This window comes from Mycolicibacterium arseniciresistens (assembly GCF_030519285.1).
Taxonomy (GTDB): Bacteria; Actinomycetota; Actinomycetes; order Mycobacteriales; family Mycobacteriaceae; genus Mycobacterium; species Mycobacterium arseniciresistens.
Genome location: NZ_JAUMSQ010000126.1, coordinates 1 through 15,628 on the forward strand (window position 1 = coordinate 1; position 15,628 = coordinate 15,628).

Here is a 15,628-nt window from a genome sequence, read left to right on the forward strand (position 1 = left end):
GCCGATCACCATGTCGGCCCCGCGGTCCAGGGCGGCGACCAGGGCGGGCAGTTCCCGCGGGTCCATCGAGCCGTCGGCGTCCAGTACCGCCACCACGGGGGTCTCCGCCGCGACCACGCCGGCGTGCACGGCAGCGCCGTACCCTGGGCGGGCTTCGGCCACCACGTCGGCCCCGTGACTGCGTGCCACGTCCGCGGTCCCGTCGGTGCAGTTGTTGTCGACGACAAGGGCCCGGTATCCGGACGGCAGTGCCGCGAGCACGCCGGGCAGCGACTCCGCCTCGTTCAGGCACGGCAGCACCACGGTCACCGGACAGTCGGGCATGCCATCGACAGTAGCCAGACCCCGCAACCGGCAATCGCTTCATCGGTGACGAATCTCTGACATCAGCGCAGGTAGCGGCCATGCGCGGCTAACCTCGGAGAGATGACGCGCGTACTGATCGCCGACGACGACAACGTCGTGCGCGACGTCGTGCGCCGGTACCTGGAGCGGGACGGCCTCGACGTCTCGATAGCCCACGACGGAAACGAGGCGCTGCGGCTCCTCGGCACACAGCGCATCGACGTCGCGGTGCTCGACGTGATGATGCCCGGCCCGGACGGTCTCACGTTGTGCCGCACGCTGCGTCAGCGCGGCGACTACACGGTGCCGGTGATCCTGCTGACCGCCCTCGGTGAGGAGGACGACCGCATCGCCGGACTCGAGGCGGGCGCCGACGACTACCTCACCAAACCGTTCAGCCCACGGGAACTCGCGCTGCGCGTGCGATCGGTGCTGCGGCGCGCCCCTGCGCCGGTGGGCGCGGCTCCCGTCGACCTTGCGGTGGGCGACCTCACCGTGTCGGCCGCGTCCCGCTCGGTCACCGTCAGCGGGATCCCGGTGAGCCTGACCAACCGCGAGTTCGACCTGCTGCTGTTCTTCATCACCCACACCGACACGGTGTTCACCCGCGAGGAACTGCTGAAGCAGGTGTGGCACTGGGACTTCGGAGATCTGTCCACGGTCACCGTCCACGTCAAACGGCTGCGCTCCAAGCTCGGCGATCAGCACCGCGTGCAGACCGTGTGGGGCCGCGGCTACCTGTGGAGCAGCGGCGAACAGAGCGCCGATGCCGGCGCCTGACCTCTGGGAGATCGCCGGATGGGCGCTGGCCTGTTCCCTGCCCGTCGTGCTGGTCGGCGCCCTGGTCATCCGGCTTGCGCGGTCGTGGTCGCTGGCCGCCAGCATGGTGGCGCTCGTGCTGCTGCCGACCGTCGCGACGTTCACCGGCGTCATGGGCGCCAGCGGTCTGATGGACTCACCGTCCTACGAGCGCACGATCGTGGTGCTGGTGATCGTGTCGATCGTGACCATTCCCGCCGCCGTGATGCTGGCCCGCTATCAGGCGCGTCGCACCGTATGGGAGCAGGAGATCCGCGAGTCCGAGCGGGCCGCCGAGCATTCCCGGCGCCGGCTCGTCGCCTTCGTCAGCCATGACCTGCGCACCCCGCTGGCCGGTATCCGCGCGGTGGCGGAGGCCATCGCCGACGGCCTGGTCGACGAGGACGAGATCCGGGCGCACGCGAAGGTGATCGAACAGGAGTCGATCCGGCTCTCCGAGATGGTCGACGACCTGTTCGAGATGTCGAAGATCAACGCAGGCGCCGTGCAGCCCGCTCTCGACCGGGTGGCGCTCGACGAGGTGATCGACGACGTGCTGGCCGCACACCGGATCGCCGCCGAGCGCGCAGGCGTCCAGCTGCAGGCCGAGCTGCCTGAACAGCCGGTGCGGGTGCTGGGCAGCGACCGCGCGCTGGTCCGTGTGTTGTCGAACCTGGTGGCCAACGCGATCGCGCACACCCCGGCGGGTGGCCGCGTGCACCTCGCGCTTGGCGCCGACGAGAACGGCGCATGGGCCCGCGTCGACGACACCGGCGTCGGCATCGACGAGGCGGACCTGCCGCGGGTGTTCGACGTCGCCTACCGCGGCTCCAACGACCGGGTGCCGCGCGCCGACTCGTCGCTGCCCAGCGGGTCCGGCCTCGGCCTCGCCATCGCCGCGGGTCTGGTGCAGGCGCACCGCGGCACGCTCTCGGCGCGCAACCTCGACACCGGGGCGCGCTTCGAGGTGCGGCTCCCGCTCGCCGAGTAGGTCAGTCGGGCAGGGTGCCGCTGAGCCGTTCGGCCGCCGCCAGGTAGTCCTCGATGAACTCGCGCACCACTTCGCGGGCCGGCTTGACCTTGTTCATCAGGCCGACGCCCTGCCCCACGAAGTACGTCGACAACGCCTGTGCGCCCGAATGTCCCTGTGAGGCAAGGCCGTCGATGCGCCGCAGCACCGGCTCGACGAGCATCGACTGCAGCGGCAACGGCAGCGGCCGGGCACCGCCGTCGTGCGGCAGCCACGCGTCGGTCCAATCGGAGACCAGCTGGCGCGACGGCTTTCCGGTACGGCCCGCCGACCGGACGGTGTCGCGCGACGAGGCGGCCAGCATCTTCTGCTGCGTGTGCGGCGCGGTCTCGGCCTCCTCGGTGGTCAGCCACACCGAACCGGTCCACGCGCCGTCGGCGCCCATCGCGACCGCGGCGGCCATCTGCCTGCCCGTCACGATGCCGCCCGCGGCCAGCACCGGCACCCGCTTGCCCGTCGCCTCGACGGCTTCGAGCACCTCGGGCACCAGGACGAGCGTCGAGACCTCGCCGCAGTGCCCACCCGCCTCGGTGCCCTGCGCGATGATCAGGTCGACGCCGGCATTCACCTGTTTCACGGCGTGCTCACGGGCGCCGACCAGCGCCGCGACCAGGATACCGCGCTCCCCCGCCGCCTCGATCATGTAGTCCGGCGGCACTCCGAGCGCGTTGGCGACGAGCTTGATCGGATGGCTCATCGCGACGTCGAGCAGGTCGCGGCCGGTGTCGCCGGACAGCGACGAGCCGCCCAGGCGTGGCCGCTCCTCCGGTTCGATGTCGTGCTCGGCGAGCAGCTTCGCGACGAAGTCCTTCGTCTCGGCGGGGATCCGGTCGGCGAGCTGGCCGGTCGACAGGTTCTCCCCCTTGCCCTCGAACTTCGCGGGCACGATGATGTCGGCGCCGTAGGGCCTGCCCCCGACGTGGTCGTCGATCCAGCTGAGTTCCTGGTCGAGCTGTTCGGGCGTGTAGGCGGTGGCGCCCAGCACGCCGAAGCCGCCGGCGTTGGTGACCGCGGCGACGACGTCGCGGCAGTGGCTGAACGCGAACAACGGGAAGTCGATGCCGAACTGTTCACAGATGGCGAGTTTCACACCGGCCAGTATCGACCCCCCGGTTGCGCCGAACGTGCGGTGGTTGCGATTTTCGGGCCGCATTCTCGCAGTGGGCGCACGTTCGGCGATTTCCACGGTCGCCGGCATGAGCCCCGAATCACTTGTGCCACTTTCGTTTCTGACGTCACACCACGGCCAAATGTGTCAGACCCTCGCACTAGTGTTCGAAGCGTGGACAGGGAGCAGGTGTCGGCGGCGTTGCAGGCGTGGGATGCCGCGCGTGCCAACCTGGCCGCCCTGCCTCTCAACGCCTTGAGCGCCACGGAGTTGCTGGCGGTGTACGAGCGTCGGCAGTACGCCCATCGACACGACGCGGCCTTCGATCACACGGTCCTGGCTCATCTGCGGGAACGCTTCGAGCCCGACGCGTATGGCAACACCAGCCTGAAAGACGTTCTGGCCCAACGCTTGCACCTCGACACGGCCGACGCGAAGAGACGCCTCGACGCCGCCGAGGTGCTCGGCCCGCGGTGGTCGTTCACCGGCGAACCGAAGGCCCCTCTGTGGGTGCACACCGCTGCGGCGTTGGCCGCCGGGGCGATCGATCCTGCGCACGTCGAGGTGATTCGCAAGTTCTTCACCAAGCTTGCGCCATGGGTCGATCAGGCGGCCCGCGCCGACGCCGACCGCGACCTCGCGAAGTGGGCCAAGAGCATGTGCCCGGAGGACCTCGAGAAGCTCGCCGATCACCTGGTCGAGGTCATCGATCCCGACGGCGCCGAACCCGACCACGACGAGCAACAGGCCAAACGCAGCTTCAGGATGGGCAAGCAACGCAGCGACGGGATGACCCCGGTCCGCGGCGAACTCGATCCCGAAACCGCCGCCCTGCTCGACGTCGTGCTGGCCAGAGACGGCGCCCCGGGGCAGAACCTGCCCGAGGACCCGGGTGCGGCCGAGGTCATCGAACGCGACATCACCGGCCGCCCTGATCCCCGCACGCGGGAACAACGCCACCACGATGCGCTCAAATCCGCGATGCGGCACGCCTCGGCAGCCGGGGGTCAGGTCAACGGGTTACCGGCCACCATCGTGGCCACCACCACCGTCAAAGACCTCGAATCCGGGGCCGGATACGCAGACACCGCCGGCGCCACCAGACTGCCGATCCGAGACCTGATTCGGCTGGCCGGCCGATCACGGCACTACCTGGCGGTGTTCGACGACCACACCGGCGAGGTGCTGCACCTTGGTCGCGCCAGACGCTGCGCCACCACCGCGCAACGGCTGGCGCTGTTCGCCCGCGACAAGGGCTGCACCCGCCCCGGATGCACCCGCAACGCCTTCGACTGCCAGGTCCACCACGCCGAACAGGACTGGAAACGCGGCGGACTGACGAACACCACCGACATGACGCTGGCCTGCCCACCCGACAACAACCTCATCGAACAGACCCAATGGACCACCCGCCGCAGGGACGGCCGTACCGAATGGATCCCACCCGCAGCACTCGACACCGGACAAACCCGCATCAACAACTACCACCATCCGCAGCGCTATCTCACCGAACGCGACGACGACGCCGAACCCGCTTAGCGCTCGAGCACCGGCGTCGAGGCCAGGAACTGCTCGATCGCGACCGTCATCACCGCGCCGTCGACCAGCGGCGGGTCGTTGTGTCCCGCACCGGGCACGGTGACGTAGCGTTTGGGCTCCGGCGCGGCGTCGAACAGCCGTCGGCTCATCGTCTCGGGCACGACGTCGTCGCGGTCACCGGCGAGCACCAGCAGCGGCGCCCGCAGCGAGCCGATCCGGTCGATCGACGGGTAGGAGTCGATCAGCAACCGCCGCACCGGGAGCCACGGATAGTGCACCGCGCCGGCGTCGGCCAGCGATGTGAACGGCGACCGCAGGATCAGCGCCGCCGGCGGAACGTCGACGGCGAGACCGAGAGCGACTGCGGCACCCAGGGATTCGCCGTAGTAGGCGATGCGTGAAGAGTCGACCTCCGGCCGGGCCGCCAGCCAGTCGAGCGCGGCCCGGGCGTCGGCGGCAAGGCCGTCCTCCGTCGGCCGTCCCGGGTTGCCGCCGTAGCCGCGGTAGTCGAACAGCAGCACCGCGACACCCATCCGGTGCAGCGCGAGCGCGAGGGCGGCGCGGCCGGACCGGTCACCGCCGTTGCCGTTGCACACCAGCACCACGGGCCCGGCGACGCGGCCGGGAAAATACCAGGCGCCCAATGTCTTTCCGTCGGCCGTGGCCAACTCGACATCGTGACCGTCGGGCATCACCAGCGCGGCAGACGGCACCGGACCCGGCGCCGGGAAGTAGATCAGCCGGCGCTGCTGCGACCAGGCGAGCGCCGAGAGTCCCGACACCACCAGGGTGACGACCAGCACCCAGCGCATCTCAGTCCCGCAGCGGGGCGAACGCGAACTCACGCAACCCGTCGCGCGGGTCGACCGCGGCCCGGAAGCCCAGCACCTCGGCGGCCCTGGCCGGATCGGCGACGATGTGGCGGACGTCGCCGCTGCGGTACTGTCCCGTGACCACCGGCGGCGGCGAGCCCCGGGCCTCGCACAGTTCCGCGGCCACCTCGCGGATGGAGATCGGCCTGCCCGAGCAGACGTTGAACGCCGCGAAACCCGGATCTGCGCCCTCGACGGCGGCGAGGTTGGCGGCAGCGATGTCGTCGACGTGGATGAAGTCACGCATCTGACCGCCGTCCTCGAAAACGCGTGGCACGTCGCCCGATTCGAGTCCGGAGCGGAAGATCGCCGCCACCCCCGAATACGGTGTGTCGCGCGGCATGTGCGGGCCGTAGACGTTGTGGTAGCGCAGCGCAACCACCGCGCCGCCGGTCGATTCCGCCCACGCCAGCGCGTAGTGCTCCTGCGCGGTCTTGCTGGCGGCGTAGAGGCTGCGCGGCCGCAGCGGCGCGTCCTCGCCGACCAGGCGCCACTGCAACTCCTCGCCGCCCACCGGGCAGCGGTGCTCGAACACCCCGGCGTCGAGGTCGGTGCGGCTGCGCGGCACCGGGTCGACCGGGCCGTGCTCCGGACAGTCGAAGCTGCCCTGCCCGTAGACCACCATCGACGACGCCAGCACCAGCCGCCGGCAGTCCGCGGCGAACATCTCGGCCAGCAGCACAGTCGTGCCGTAATCGTTGTGGCTGCCGTAGGAGGGTGCGTCCGCGGCATTCACCCCGGCGCCGACCACGGCGGCCTGATGACACACCACGTCCACCCCGCGCAGCAGCGGGGCCAGCGCGGCGGAGTCGCGGATGTCGAGCACCTGGCAGTCGCCCGGCGCCCGGGCACCGGGGCCGTGGGCGGCCGGCAGCATGACGTCGACGGCGATCACGTCGTGGCCGGCGTCGCGCAGCGTGGTGGCCACCCGGGTGCCGATGAAGCCGGCGGCGCCGGTCAGCAGCACCCTCACGGCAGTTCGATCGGCAGGGTGACGCCTTCGTGCGGAAGGCAGTGGGTGCAGGTGCGCTCCGAGCTGACCTGATCGATCGCCTCGTGCACGAGCTTCTTGAACGGCACCAGGTTCCGCTCGAACTCCGCGAACACGTCGACGGCCTTGACGCCTGCGCCGGTCTCGATGCCTGCGTCCAGGTCGGTCACCAGAGCGATTGCCGCGTAACACATCTCGAGTTCACGTGCCAGCACCGCCTCGGGGTAGCCGGTCATGTTGACCAGCGTGAAGCCCTGACCGGCGAACCACCGGCTCTCGGCCCTGGTGGAGAACCGTGGCCCCTGCACCACCACCATGGTGCCGCCGTCGACGACGCCGGGCAGGTCTTTGGCCGCCGAGCGCAGTTCCGGGCAGTACGGGTCGGCGAACTCGACGTGGATGCCGCCGGAGTCGAAGTAGGTGTCGGCGCGTCCGCTGGTGCGGTCGACGAGTTGATCGGGCACGACCATCGCGCCGGGGCCCAGTTCGGGTGTCAGGCTGCCGACCGCGCAGGGACCGAAGATGCGCCGCACGCCGAGTGCCCGCAGCGCCCACATGTTGGCCCGGTACGGCACGGTGTGCGGCGAGAACTCGTGATTCACGCCGTGCCGCGGCAGGAACGCGACCTCGTGATCGCCGACCGTGCCGACCGTGATCGGCGCGCTCGGTTCGCCGTAGGGGGTGTCGAGGCTGATGCTGCGCGCATCGGCGCCGAAGAACGAGTAGAAGCCGCTGCCACCGATCACTCCGAGCATTCGCCCATTGTCCGTCATGTCCGCGCCGCCCCCACGGGCGCTAACCCCGGTAGGCGAGGACCGGCGGAAGCGGGCGGATGCCGCCGCCACTGTTGCGGGCCGCGAAGCCGGCGTCCGCGTCGTCGGCCGTCGCGCCGGAGTTGACGGTCAGCGTGCCGACGCGCCGGAACCGGCTCAGCACGCCGCACATCAGGAACGTCAGCTGTCCCGGCGCCTCGCCGTCCATCCGGGCGCCGAACAGCACCGGCGACAGTCCCGCGAGGTACAGCCACAGCGACGAGTACAGCCGGTCCCCGGCTCGGGCGGCCGGCAGCGTGGCGTGGTGGAACGGCACGCCGTCCATCGACGACGCGAGCAGGAAGTCCTGATCGCGGCCGGGACCGTAGACGTCGGGCAACTTGATGCAGATGGTGCGGATCGCCTCGTCGTCGCTCTGTGGCGCGATCCGCACCAACGCGTCGGCACGCAGGCCGGGCCGCAGCAGTTCGGTGCCGCCAGGCAGCTTCGCGTCGTCGTCGAAGCTCAGCTGCGCCTGATGGACGGGGGCGTCGGCGTCGAACAGACCGCCGTATCCACCGGCGACGGCCGAGACGGTGTTGCCGATGACTGTCGCTGCGGTGCCGCCGATGCTCACCACCGCTCCATAGCCCGTCGCGCGTCGCGTGAAACACTGACCGGCGTGGCCAGCATCGCGCAATGGATCGAGGGCGCCCGTCCGCGCACCCTGCCCAACGCGATCTCGCCGGTGATCGCCGGCACCGGCGCGGCCGCCTGGCTGGACGCCGCGGTGTGGTGGAAGGCGCTGCTGGCACTGCTGGTCGCGGTGGCGCTGATCATCGGCGTCAACTACGCCAACGACTACTCCGACGGCATCCGCGGCACCGACGACGTGCGTGCCGGGCCGCTACGGCTGGTCGGCGCGAAGCTGGCATCGCCGCGAGCGGTGCTTACCGCCGCGGTGGTGAGCCTCGCCATCGGCGCGGCCGCCGGGCTGGCGCTCGCCGTGGTGAGCGCGTGGTGGCTGATCGCGGTCGGCGCGGTGTGCATCGCCGGGGCATGGCTCTACACCGGTGGCCGCAAGCCGTACGGCTACCTCGGCCTCGGCGAGGTCGCGGTGTTCGTGTTCTTCGGACTGGTCGCGGTGCTCGGCACGCAGTACACCCAGGCGCTGCGCATCGACTGGGTCGGTGTCGCGCTCGCGGTGGCGATGGGCTCGCTGTCGTCGGCGGTCCTGGTCGCCAACAACCTGCGCGACATCCCGACCGACTCCGAGTCCGGCAAGATCACGCTCGCGGTGCGACTGGGCGACGCGCGCACGCGCGTGCTGTACCAGGCGCTCGTCGCGGTCGCACTGCTGATCCCGCTGGCGTTGATCGCCGCGACGCCGTGGTGCGCCGTCGGCCTGCTGGCGGCCCCGTTCGCACTGCGCGCCGCACGGCCGGTGCGCGGCGGGCAGCACGGCAGAGAACTGATCCCCGTGCTGCGCGACACCGGGCTGACCATGCTGGTGTGGGCGGTGACGGTGGCCGCCGCGCTGGCCTTCGCGCCGTAGCCGCGGCTCAGCCGCCCGCGGGCACCGGGTACCGGTCGTTGATGTCGGCGTTGCTCGCCTTCCGGGCGCAGTGGGCACAGCAGAAGATGCCTTCGTCGGCCTCCACACCGTGGCCCAGGATGCGGCACCCGCAGTGCGCACACTCGGGCGCAACCTGCACCGCGGCGCACTCGATGCTGTCGAACGTCGCGGTCCGGCCGTCGGGCCAGCTGACCTGGAACGCCTTGTCGTAGTCGTTTCCGCAGGTGTCGCAAACTGCCATCGCTGATACTCCTTCGTCGGGCGTTGTCGATCGGCGTTCCTACGGGTGCCCGGTCGATGGCGGCCAGAAACCGGTGCGCGGGGCAAGATGATGCATCGGGTGCGTTCCCGTGCGCCGAGGAGAGGACTGCGATGGAGTCGCTGCGGGTGGTGGTGGCCGACGACGACGTGCTGCTGCGCGAGGGACTGGCCAGCCTGCTCGACCGGTCGGGGTTCGACGTCGTGGGCCGCGCCGGGGACGCCGGTGAACTGCTCACGATGGTGCGGGAGTCCCGCCCGGCGCTCGTCGTGGTCGACATCCGGATGCCACCCACCCACACCACCGAGGGCCTCGACGCCGCGCGGGTGATCCGCGAGGAGTGGCCCGACATCGGCATCCTGGTGCTGTCCGCACACGTCGAGGTGGAGCACGCCACCGAACTGCTCGCCGGCGGCCACGCGATCGGATACCTACTGAAGACCCGGATCACCGACGTCGACGACTTCGTCGACACCCTGCAGCGGGTGGCCAGGGGCGCCTCGGTGGTGGATCCGGCCCTGGTGCAGGAACTCGTCTCCGCGCGCAGGCGCGACGATCCACTGGCCGCCCTGAGCGCCCGCGAGCGTGAGGTGCTGGTGCTGATGGCCGAGGGCCGCTCCAACTCCGGCATCGCGGGGCAACTGTGGGTCACCGAGGGCACCGTCGAGAAGCACGTCCGCGCCATCCTCACGAAGCTGAACCTGCTGGAGACCCCCGAAGATCACCGCCGCGTCCGTGCGGTGATCACCTACCTTGAGGCCCGCTGAGGCCGGCCACCCCGGCCAGCACGTCGCGGATCGCGTCGGCCGACAACGCCATCTTCGACACGAACCCGGCCGCCGGGCTGGCGGCGATCAGCTCCGCGAGGTCCTGCTCGGCGAACGTGGAGATCAGGATCACCGCCGGGCGGTGTTCGGCGTCGGCGCCGCATATCCGCTCGGCGACGTCGAAGCCGCTCTCACCGCCGAGGTCGATGTCGACGAGGGCGAGGTCGGGCCGCAACTCGCCGCACAGCCGCTGTGCCTCGTCGCCGTCGGCGGCCGACGCGACGACGGTGATCCCGCCGCGCTCGAGCATCGAACGGGCGGCAGCGCGGAAGTCAGCGCTGTCGTCGACGATCAGGCAGCGCACCGCACACCCCCCTCGAACTCCTCATGACGTCAGCGTCGCAGAGCGCGCCTGCAGGCGCATTACCGCTAGCCGGAAAGGTCAAACAGCCAGCGCGTCGAGCAGCCGGTCGAGATCGTCGTCGGTGTTGTAGAGGTGGAAGCCGACCCGCACCGCGCCCGCACGCACCGACGCCCGGATGCCCGCGTGCCGCAGCCGGTCGGTGGCCGACGTCGCCGGGCCGGACACCGGGATGGACACGATCGCCGAGTCCGACGCCGGCAGACCGAGTTCGGTGCGCAGCTTGGTGGCCAGACCGACGGTGTGCGCTTCGACGGCGACCGGGTCGAGGGAGGCCAGCCACGGCAGTGTGAGCCCCGACCCGAGGACTCCGAACCATGCGGGCGAGGTGTCGAAGCGCCGTGCGTCGTCGGCCAGCCGGAGCGGCAACCCGTAGATCGACTGCCACGGCTGCGTGCCGGCGTACCAGTTCGCGGCGTGCGGGGTCATGATCCGAGCGATCCTGTCGCTCAACGACATCCACGCCGTCCCGCGCGGCGCCAGCAGCCACTTGTACACCGAGGCGACGGTGACGTCGGCCCAGCCGAGGTCGAGACGCTTCCAGCCGGCGGCCTGGGTGACGTCGACGACGGTGAGCGTCGCGGCGCCGGCGACCGACGTCCGCAGTGCGTCGGCGTCGAGCACGGCGCCGTCTGCGGACTGCACGAGGCTGACGGTCACCACGTCGAATTCGGCGGCGCGGGCCAGCAGGTCGGGTTGTGACAATTCGGTGACGGTGACACCTCGCCCGGCCTGGGCGGCGAACGGGAATGTGGTGCTGGTGAACTCACCTGCCAGCGTGGCGACGGCGGCGCCGTCGGGGATCGCGGCGGCCACCAGTCCCAGTGCCGCGGACGCCGACCCGGCCATGGCCACCGACTCGACCGGCACCCCGGCCAGGGTCGCGTATGCGGCCCGCCCGGCGGTCACCGGTTCGTCGAAGGTGACCGGTTCCATCGTCCCGGTCTGCCACTGCCGCAGGCAGGAGTCGAGCGCGTCGACAAGGAACCGTGGCGGCAACCCGTAAGTCGGAGAGTTGAGAAAGCCTTCGGCGCCGAGGAATTCGGCTCCGAACGCCTCGCGGTGGGTCACGAGGGAGCGGCGGTGTCGTCGTCACCCCGCAGCCGGGACTGCAACTGCTCGCGGTCGCGGCGGCGGCGTTCGTCGACCACCGCGATGCTCGCGGTGGCACGCCTGCGCAGCGGCGCCAACAACCAGATGCCCAGCGGCAGAGCGATCACGATCGCGAAGAGGATCGCCACCACGATCGGGAACTGCTCGATCCCCAGCAGCCGGCCGGTGAGGAAGATGGCCGCGGCGAGCGCCGCCACCAGCACCAGGCGCGCCACCGTGTAGAGCGCCACGTCGACCATGAGGCGTGCTGTGGGCCGGTCATCTGACACGGTCACGAGCCTACCGACGGCGCGTATATTCGGTAACAGGAGGTTTTGGTGGCGTATCTGATCCTGTTGCTCGTCCTGGCAGGCCTGGTCTACGTCGGCTGGCGGCTCACCCGGGCGAACGCGAGCCGGCCCCGTCCGCGTGTGATCGGGCCGGACGACGACCCGGACTTCCTGCGGCGGCTCCGGGACGGCGACAACCCCCGTCCGTAGCGGTCAGGCCGGGTTGCCGGTGCGCGATGCGCCGGGGAACCCGTCGGCCACCACCGCCGCAAGCTCGGTCAGCGCCTCCCGCGTCGCGGGCCTGAGCCGGTCCAGGCTGATCTCCGCGCCCTCTTCCAGATGCGGGTCGAACGGCACCAGCCGCACCGCGCGGCAGCGCCGCCCGAAGTGGTCGACCACCTTCTGCATGTCCACCTTGCCCGAGCGCGGGCGCACCGCGTTGACGACGGCGATCGAATTCTTCACCAGGTCCTCGTGGCCGTGGGCGTCGAGCCAGTCCAGGGTGGCCGACGCGCTGCGGGCGCCGTCGACCGAACCCGAACTGATGACGACCAGCACGTCGGCCTTCGACAGCACGGCCGACATCGCCGAATGCATCAGGCCGGTGCCGCAGTCGGTGAGCACCAGGCTGTAGAACCGCTCGAGCACCTCCAGCGTGCGGGAGTAGTCGTCGGAACTGAACGCCTCCGACACGGCCGGGTCGCTCTCGGAGGCCAGCACCTCCAGCCGGCTCGGGCCCTGCGAGGTGTAGGCGCGCACGTCGCTGTAGCGCTCGATGCCTTCGGCGTCGCGCAACAGATGGCGCACGGTGGCCGGGGTCTCCAGCGGCACCTTCTCGCTCAGCGTGCCGCGGTCGGGGTTGGCGTCGACCGCCACCACCCGGTCCCCGCGGATGGAGGCGAACGTCGCGCCGAGGGTGGCCGTGATGGTCGTCTTGCCGACGCCGCCCTTGAGCGACAGCAGCGCGATGCGATAGCACCCGTGCAGCGGCTGCCTGACCTGTGCGAGCAGGCTGTCACGGTGGGTCGCTTTCGGGCCCTCCCCCAGGTTGATCAGCTTGAACGAGGCCAGGTAGAGCCACTTACGCCAGCCGTGCGAGGGCGCCGGTTTCGGCCTGCCGAGCAGCGCGACGGCCGAGAGGTCCATGTGCGGTTGGGGCTGCGGCGCGTCGGCGGGCAGCGGCGGAAGGGGCGCGGCGGCGGGCACCGGCGGCAGGGGCCGCGGAACGACCACGGGCGGTACCGGGGATGGCGGCGGAGGAGCGACGGGCAGCGGTGCAGCCGGCGGAGCCGTGGGCGCAGGGACAGGAGCAGGGGCCTGGGGCGCCTCGGTGGCGGTCGCCTGGATTTCGGCGACGGGCAGGCCGTTCGGCGGCGTCGGCGCCGTCCACTCCGGCGGTGGCGCCTCGGTGTACGCACCTCCGGCCGCCGGATCGCTGAACCGGCGCTGTGCGCGGAAATCGGACGATTGGTCAGCCACTCAGCCCACCCCGGCGTAGGAGTGCAGTCCGACGGTGACGAGGTTGATGAAGAACAGGTTGAACACCATCGCCACGAAGCCGGCGACGTTGATCCAGGCGGCCTTGCGGTCGCGCCAGCCCGCGGTCGAGCGGGCGTGCAGGTACGCGGCGTAGATCACCCAGGCGATGAACGACACGGTCTCCTTGGGGTCCCAGCCCCAGTACCTGCCCCACGCCTCCTCGGCCCAGATCGCACCGAAGATGACTCCGAAGCCGAACACCGGGAACGCGAAGATGGTGGTGCGGTAGGCGATCCGGTCGAGGGTCTGCGCGTCGGGCAGCCGGTCGACGATGCGCGCCCACGTCCCGTCGGTGCCGGGCGTGCCCAGCCGCGACATCTTGACCAGGAACAGGATGCTGGCCACGCCGGCGACCAGGAACACCCCGGACCCCAGGCTGACCACCGAGACGTGGATGGGCAGCCAGTAGGACTGCAGAGCGGGCATCACCGGCGCGGCGTGCGAGTACAGCCAGCGACCCGAGACCGTCAGCAGGATCAGCACGGGCACGAGCACGAACACCCACAGCGCGCGGTACTGCGGCTTGCGCAGCACCACCGCGGCGGCCACCAGCCCGCACAGGCAGGTGAGGTTGATGAACTCGTACATGTTGCCCCACGGCACCCGCGAGGTGGACAGCCCGCGCAGCACGATGCACGCCAGCAGCAGCGCGATGCCGACATAGGTCAGCGACAGGCCTGCCGCGCCGATGCGTTCGTCGGCCGGGCGCTTCGGCACATCGGCGACGACGCCGGGCGTGGCGCTGTCGGCGCCGACGGCGGCCCGCACAAGTTCGCGCTGCTCGACCTTGCGGCTGCGGCTGTAGGCGAGTTCGACGGCGAGCAGCAACAGCCCGACCACCAGCACCACCACCGCGGACGTGAACGCCCAATCGGAGTACCGCGCCAGCCCGATGTCGATCTGCCCGTTCATGTGACCTTCTCTCCTGAGCGCGTGCCCGCATCGGCACGCGCCTCGTCACTCGCGTGGGCGGCCAGCAGCCGCGACACCAACCGCTCGAACTCCTCGCCCCAGCCGGAGTTGTCGGTGCGGGCCAGCCCGCCCAGCTCGACGCTCACCGTACCCGGCGCGGCGGGTTCGATCCGAACCCAGATCCGCCTGCGACGCACGACCAGCGAGACCAGCAACCCGGCCATCATCGTCATCGCGAACACCAGCACCCACACCTGCGCAGGGTCGTGCGAGACCTGCACGTTGACGAAGGGCACCGCGCCGTCGAAGCGGACGACGGTGCCGTCGTCGAGGCGGGTCTCGGCGCCGGCGCTCAGGTTGACCCGCGCCACCCTGCTCAGCCGGCCCTGACCGATGAGCCGCTCGTCGAGGGTGAACAGGTTCTGCGGCCTGCCGGTGTCCAGGCCGGTGTCGCCGCGGTAGACGTCGATCGCCACGCCGGGATCGTTGAGCGCGGGGAAGCTCGACGACAGCAGCGTGCCGTCGAGCTGCTGGGTGGGGGCGAACAGGCCCTGGATCGCGATCTGCTGCTCTCGGCGCCGGTCGGGGTCGGGGTACGTGCCCGCGGGCGGGTCGAAGCGCATCACCCCCGAGGACAGGAAGGTGGTCTGGTCGTCGGGCCGCCACTGCACGGTCTGGGTGCGGCTCTGGCCGTCGGGGAACGTGACGGTGAACGTCGGCGCGTAACCGTGGCCCTGCAGGTACACCCGGTCACCGCCGACGCGAAGCGGGTGGTTGACCCGCAACCGGTAGGGCTGCCAGGCGTCGTCGGCGAGGTCCTGCCCGGCCTGGTACTCGATGTCCGCGGCGAACGAGGTGGCCTGGCCGGTGGGCAGGTACTCGGCGTCGAATTCGTTGACCCGCAGACAGATCGGATACAGCGAGGTGCCGTCGACGGTGTTGCCCGCCCGGAACGAGTCGAACGCCGCGGGTGAGGCCGAGCAGAAGCCGGGGCCGCCGTCGGCGATCACGATCACGTTGCCCTCGTAGCCGAACAGCTTGCCCGCGGCGATCGCCACCAGCAGCCCGAGCAGCGAGAAGTGGAAGACGATGTTGCCGAACTCGCGCAGATACCCCTTCTCCGCCGATATCTCGGTCGTGTCGCCCTCGGTGCGTGTCACCTGCCGCCAGCCGCGCAGCCGCTCCGACACGGCCGCGGCCACCGCCTGCGGATCGCCCGCGACCTCGCCGGCGTGGTGCTTGGGCAGCCGGCCCAGGTTGCGCGGCGCGGGCACCGGCACCGCGCGCAGGCTGCGGATGTGCTCGAACAGCCGCGGTGTCAGGCAGCCGACGAGGGA

Annotated in this window: 19 protein-coding genes; 6 read left to right on the top strand and 13 right to left on the bottom strand. The window is 70.9% G+C overall.

What is annotated here, in order from left to right:
* On the bottom strand, nucleotides 1-324 hold a 324-nt coding region (locus tag Q2100_RS16765), incomplete at its 3' end, for a glycosyltransferase (protein WP_302914995.1).
* 102 nt (nucleotides 325-426) lie between these two features.
* Here Q2100_RS16765 and Q2100_RS16770 point away from each other — a divergent pair.
* Nucleotides 427-1,125, top strand: a complete 699-nt coding sequence (locus tag Q2100_RS16770; protein WP_264011512.1) for a response regulator transcription factor — start codon at nucleotides 427-429, stop codon at nucleotides 1,123-1,125.
* On the top strand, nucleotides 1,112-2,134 hold the full coding sequence (locus Q2100_RS16775) for a sensor histidine kinase (protein ID WP_264011510.1): 1,023 nt from the start codon (nucleotides 1,112-1,114) through the stop codon (nucleotides 2,132-2,134). The genes Q2100_RS16770 and Q2100_RS16775 overlap by 14 nt, the downstream gene beginning before the upstream one ends.
* 1 nt (nucleotide 2,135) lies before the next feature.
* Here Q2100_RS16775 and Q2100_RS16780 read toward each other — a convergent pair whose 3' ends face one another.
* Nucleotides 2,136-3,263 (bottom strand): NAD(P)H-dependent flavin oxidoreductase, encoded by a 1,128-nt coding sequence (locus Q2100_RS16780; RefSeq protein ID WP_302914996.1) that lies wholly within the window; start codon nucleotides 3,261-3,263, stop codon nucleotides 2,136-2,138.
* A 192-nt stretch (nucleotides 3,264-3,455) separates the two neighbouring features.
* On the opposite strand from Q2100_RS16780, the gene Q2100_RS16785 reads away from it, so the two are divergent.
* Nucleotides 3,456-4,820, top strand: coding sequence for an HNH endonuclease signature motif containing protein (locus Q2100_RS16785; protein WP_302914997.1), 1,365 nt, complete (start codon nucleotides 3,456-3,458; stop codon nucleotides 4,818-4,820).
* Here the strand turns inward: Q2100_RS16785 and Q2100_RS16790 are convergent.
* From Q2100_RS16790 to Q2100_RS16805, 4 genes are read right to left on the bottom strand one after another with little or no spacing between them, the layout of a single operon-like run.
* On the bottom strand, nucleotides 4,817-5,632 hold the full coding sequence (locus tag Q2100_RS16790) for an alpha/beta hydrolase (RefSeq protein ID WP_302914998.1): 816 nt from the start codon (nucleotides 5,630-5,632) through the stop codon (nucleotides 4,817-4,819). The two genes, Q2100_RS16785 and Q2100_RS16790, sit on opposite strands and share 4 nt — an antisense overlap.
* A 1-nt stretch (nucleotide 5,633) precedes the next feature.
* Nucleotides 5,634-6,665: an NAD-dependent epimerase/dehydratase family protein gene (locus tag Q2100_RS16795; protein WP_302914999.1), complete on the bottom strand. Its 1,032-nt coding sequence runs from the start codon at nucleotides 6,663-6,665 to the stop codon at nucleotides 5,634-5,636.
* Entirely contained in the window at nucleotides 6,662-7,438 is a 777-nt protein-coding gene (locus Q2100_RS16800; RefSeq protein WP_302915000.1) for an S-methyl-5'-thioadenosine phosphorylase, read from the bottom strand. The genes Q2100_RS16795 and Q2100_RS16800 overlap by 4 nt, the downstream gene beginning before the upstream one ends.
* A gap of 40 nt (nucleotides 7,439-7,478) precedes the next feature.
* Nucleotides 7,479-8,072 carry a hypothetical protein gene (locus Q2100_RS16805; RefSeq protein ID WP_264011504.1) on the bottom strand — a complete coding sequence of 198 codons (594 nt, stop codon included), beginning with the start codon at nucleotides 8,070-8,072 and terminating at the stop codon, nucleotides 7,479-7,481.
* A 45-nt stretch (nucleotides 8,073-8,117) separates the two neighbouring features.
* On the opposite strand from Q2100_RS16805, the gene Q2100_RS16810 reads away from it, so the two are divergent.
* Entirely contained in the window at nucleotides 8,118-8,990 is an 873-nt protein-coding gene (locus Q2100_RS16810; protein ID WP_302915001.1) for a 1,4-dihydroxy-2-naphthoate polyprenyltransferase, read from the top strand.
* A 7-nt stretch (nucleotides 8,991-8,997) separates the two neighbouring features.
* On the opposite strand, the gene Q2100_RS16815 is transcribed toward Q2100_RS16810, so the two are convergent.
* Entirely contained in the window at nucleotides 8,998-9,252 is a 255-nt protein-coding gene (locus Q2100_RS16815; protein WP_264011502.1) for a metallothionein, read from the bottom strand.
* Nucleotides 9,253-9,383: 131 nt separating this feature from the next.
* Here Q2100_RS16815 and Q2100_RS16820 point away from each other — a divergent pair, with 131 nt between their 5' ends.
* Nucleotides 9,384-10,037, top strand: coding sequence for a response regulator (locus Q2100_RS16820; protein WP_302915002.1), 654 nt, complete (start codon nucleotides 9,384-9,386; stop codon nucleotides 10,035-10,037).
* Here the strand turns inward: Q2100_RS16820 and Q2100_RS16825 are convergent.
* The 3 genes from Q2100_RS16825 to Q2100_RS16835 form a co-directional block, all read right to left on the bottom strand.
* On the bottom strand, nucleotides 10,015-10,401 hold the full coding sequence (locus tag Q2100_RS16825) for a response regulator (RefSeq protein ID WP_302915003.1): 387 nt from the start codon (nucleotides 10,399-10,401) through the stop codon (nucleotides 10,015-10,017). The genes Q2100_RS16820 and Q2100_RS16825 overlap by 23 nt on opposite strands.
* Nucleotides 10,402-10,479: 78 nt before the next feature.
* The gene (locus Q2100_RS16830; protein WP_302915004.1) at nucleotides 10,480-11,529 is read right to left on the bottom strand and encodes an aminotransferase class V-fold PLP-dependent enzyme; all 1,050 of its coding nucleotides are present in this window, start codon (nucleotides 11,527-11,529) and stop codon (nucleotides 10,480-10,482) included.
* On the bottom strand, nucleotides 11,526-11,840 hold the full coding sequence (locus Q2100_RS16835; RefSeq protein WP_264011498.1) for a DUF4229 domain-containing protein: 315 nt from the start codon (nucleotides 11,838-11,840) through the stop codon (nucleotides 11,526-11,528). The genes Q2100_RS16830 and Q2100_RS16835 overlap by 4 nt, the downstream gene beginning before the upstream one ends.
* Nucleotides 11,841-11,888: 48 nt before the next feature.
* Here Q2100_RS16835 and Q2100_RS16840 point away from each other — a divergent pair, with 48 nt between their 5' ends.
* Nucleotides 11,889-12,050, top strand: coding sequence for a hypothetical protein (locus Q2100_RS16840; protein ID WP_264011497.1), 162 nt, complete (start codon nucleotides 11,889-11,891; stop codon nucleotides 12,048-12,050).
* 3 nt (nucleotides 12,051-12,053) lie between these two features.
* Here Q2100_RS16840 and Q2100_RS16845 read toward each other — a convergent pair whose 3' ends face one another.
* From Q2100_RS16845 to resB, 3 genes are all read right to left on the bottom strand, one after another.
* Nucleotides 12,054-13,319, bottom strand: a complete 1,266-nt coding sequence (locus Q2100_RS16845; protein WP_302915005.1) for a MinD/ParA family ATP-binding protein — start codon at nucleotides 13,317-13,319, stop codon at nucleotides 12,054-12,056.
* Entirely contained in the window at nucleotides 13,320-14,291 is a 972-nt protein-coding gene (ccsB, locus tag Q2100_RS16850; RefSeq protein WP_302915006.1) for a c-type cytochrome biogenesis protein CcsB, read from the bottom strand.
* The coding region (gene resB / locus Q2100_RS16855) for a cytochrome c biogenesis protein ResB (protein ID WP_302915007.1) at nucleotides 14,288-15,628 on the bottom strand (1,341 nt) is incomplete at its 5' end. The genes ccsB and resB, both read right to left, overlap by 4 nt.

What these genes read in the sequence shown, in the direction of transcription:
- Q2100_RS16800 (WP_302915000.1), bottom strand. Translation starts at nt 7,438, where the DNA reads ATGCTCGGAGTGATCGGTGGCAGCGGCTTCTACTCGTTCTTCGGCGCC.
- Q2100_RS16790 (WP_302914998.1), bottom strand. Translation starts at nt 5,632, where the DNA reads ATGCGCTGGGTGCTGGTCGTCACCCTGGTGGTGTCGGGACTCTCGGCG.
- Q2100_RS16775 (WP_264011510.1), top strand. Translation starts at nt 1,112, where the DNA reads ATGCCGGCGCCTGACCTCTGGGAGATCGCCGGATGGGCGCTGGCCTGT.
- ccsB (WP_302915006.1), bottom strand. Translation starts at nt 14,291, where the DNA reads ATGAACGGGCAGATCGACATCGGGCTGGCGCGGTACTCCGATTGGGCG.
- Q2100_RS16820 (WP_302915002.1), top strand. Translation starts at nt 9,384, where the DNA reads ATGGAGTCGCTGCGGGTGGTGGTGGCCGACGACGACGTGCTGCTGCGC.
- Q2100_RS16770 (WP_264011512.1), top strand. Translation starts at nt 427, where the DNA reads ATGACGCGCGTACTGATCGCCGACGACGACAACGTCGTGCGCGACGTC.
- Q2100_RS16815 (WP_264011502.1), bottom strand. Translation starts at nt 9,252, where the DNA reads ATGGCAGTTTGCGACACCTGCGGAAACGACTACGACAAGGCGTTCCAG.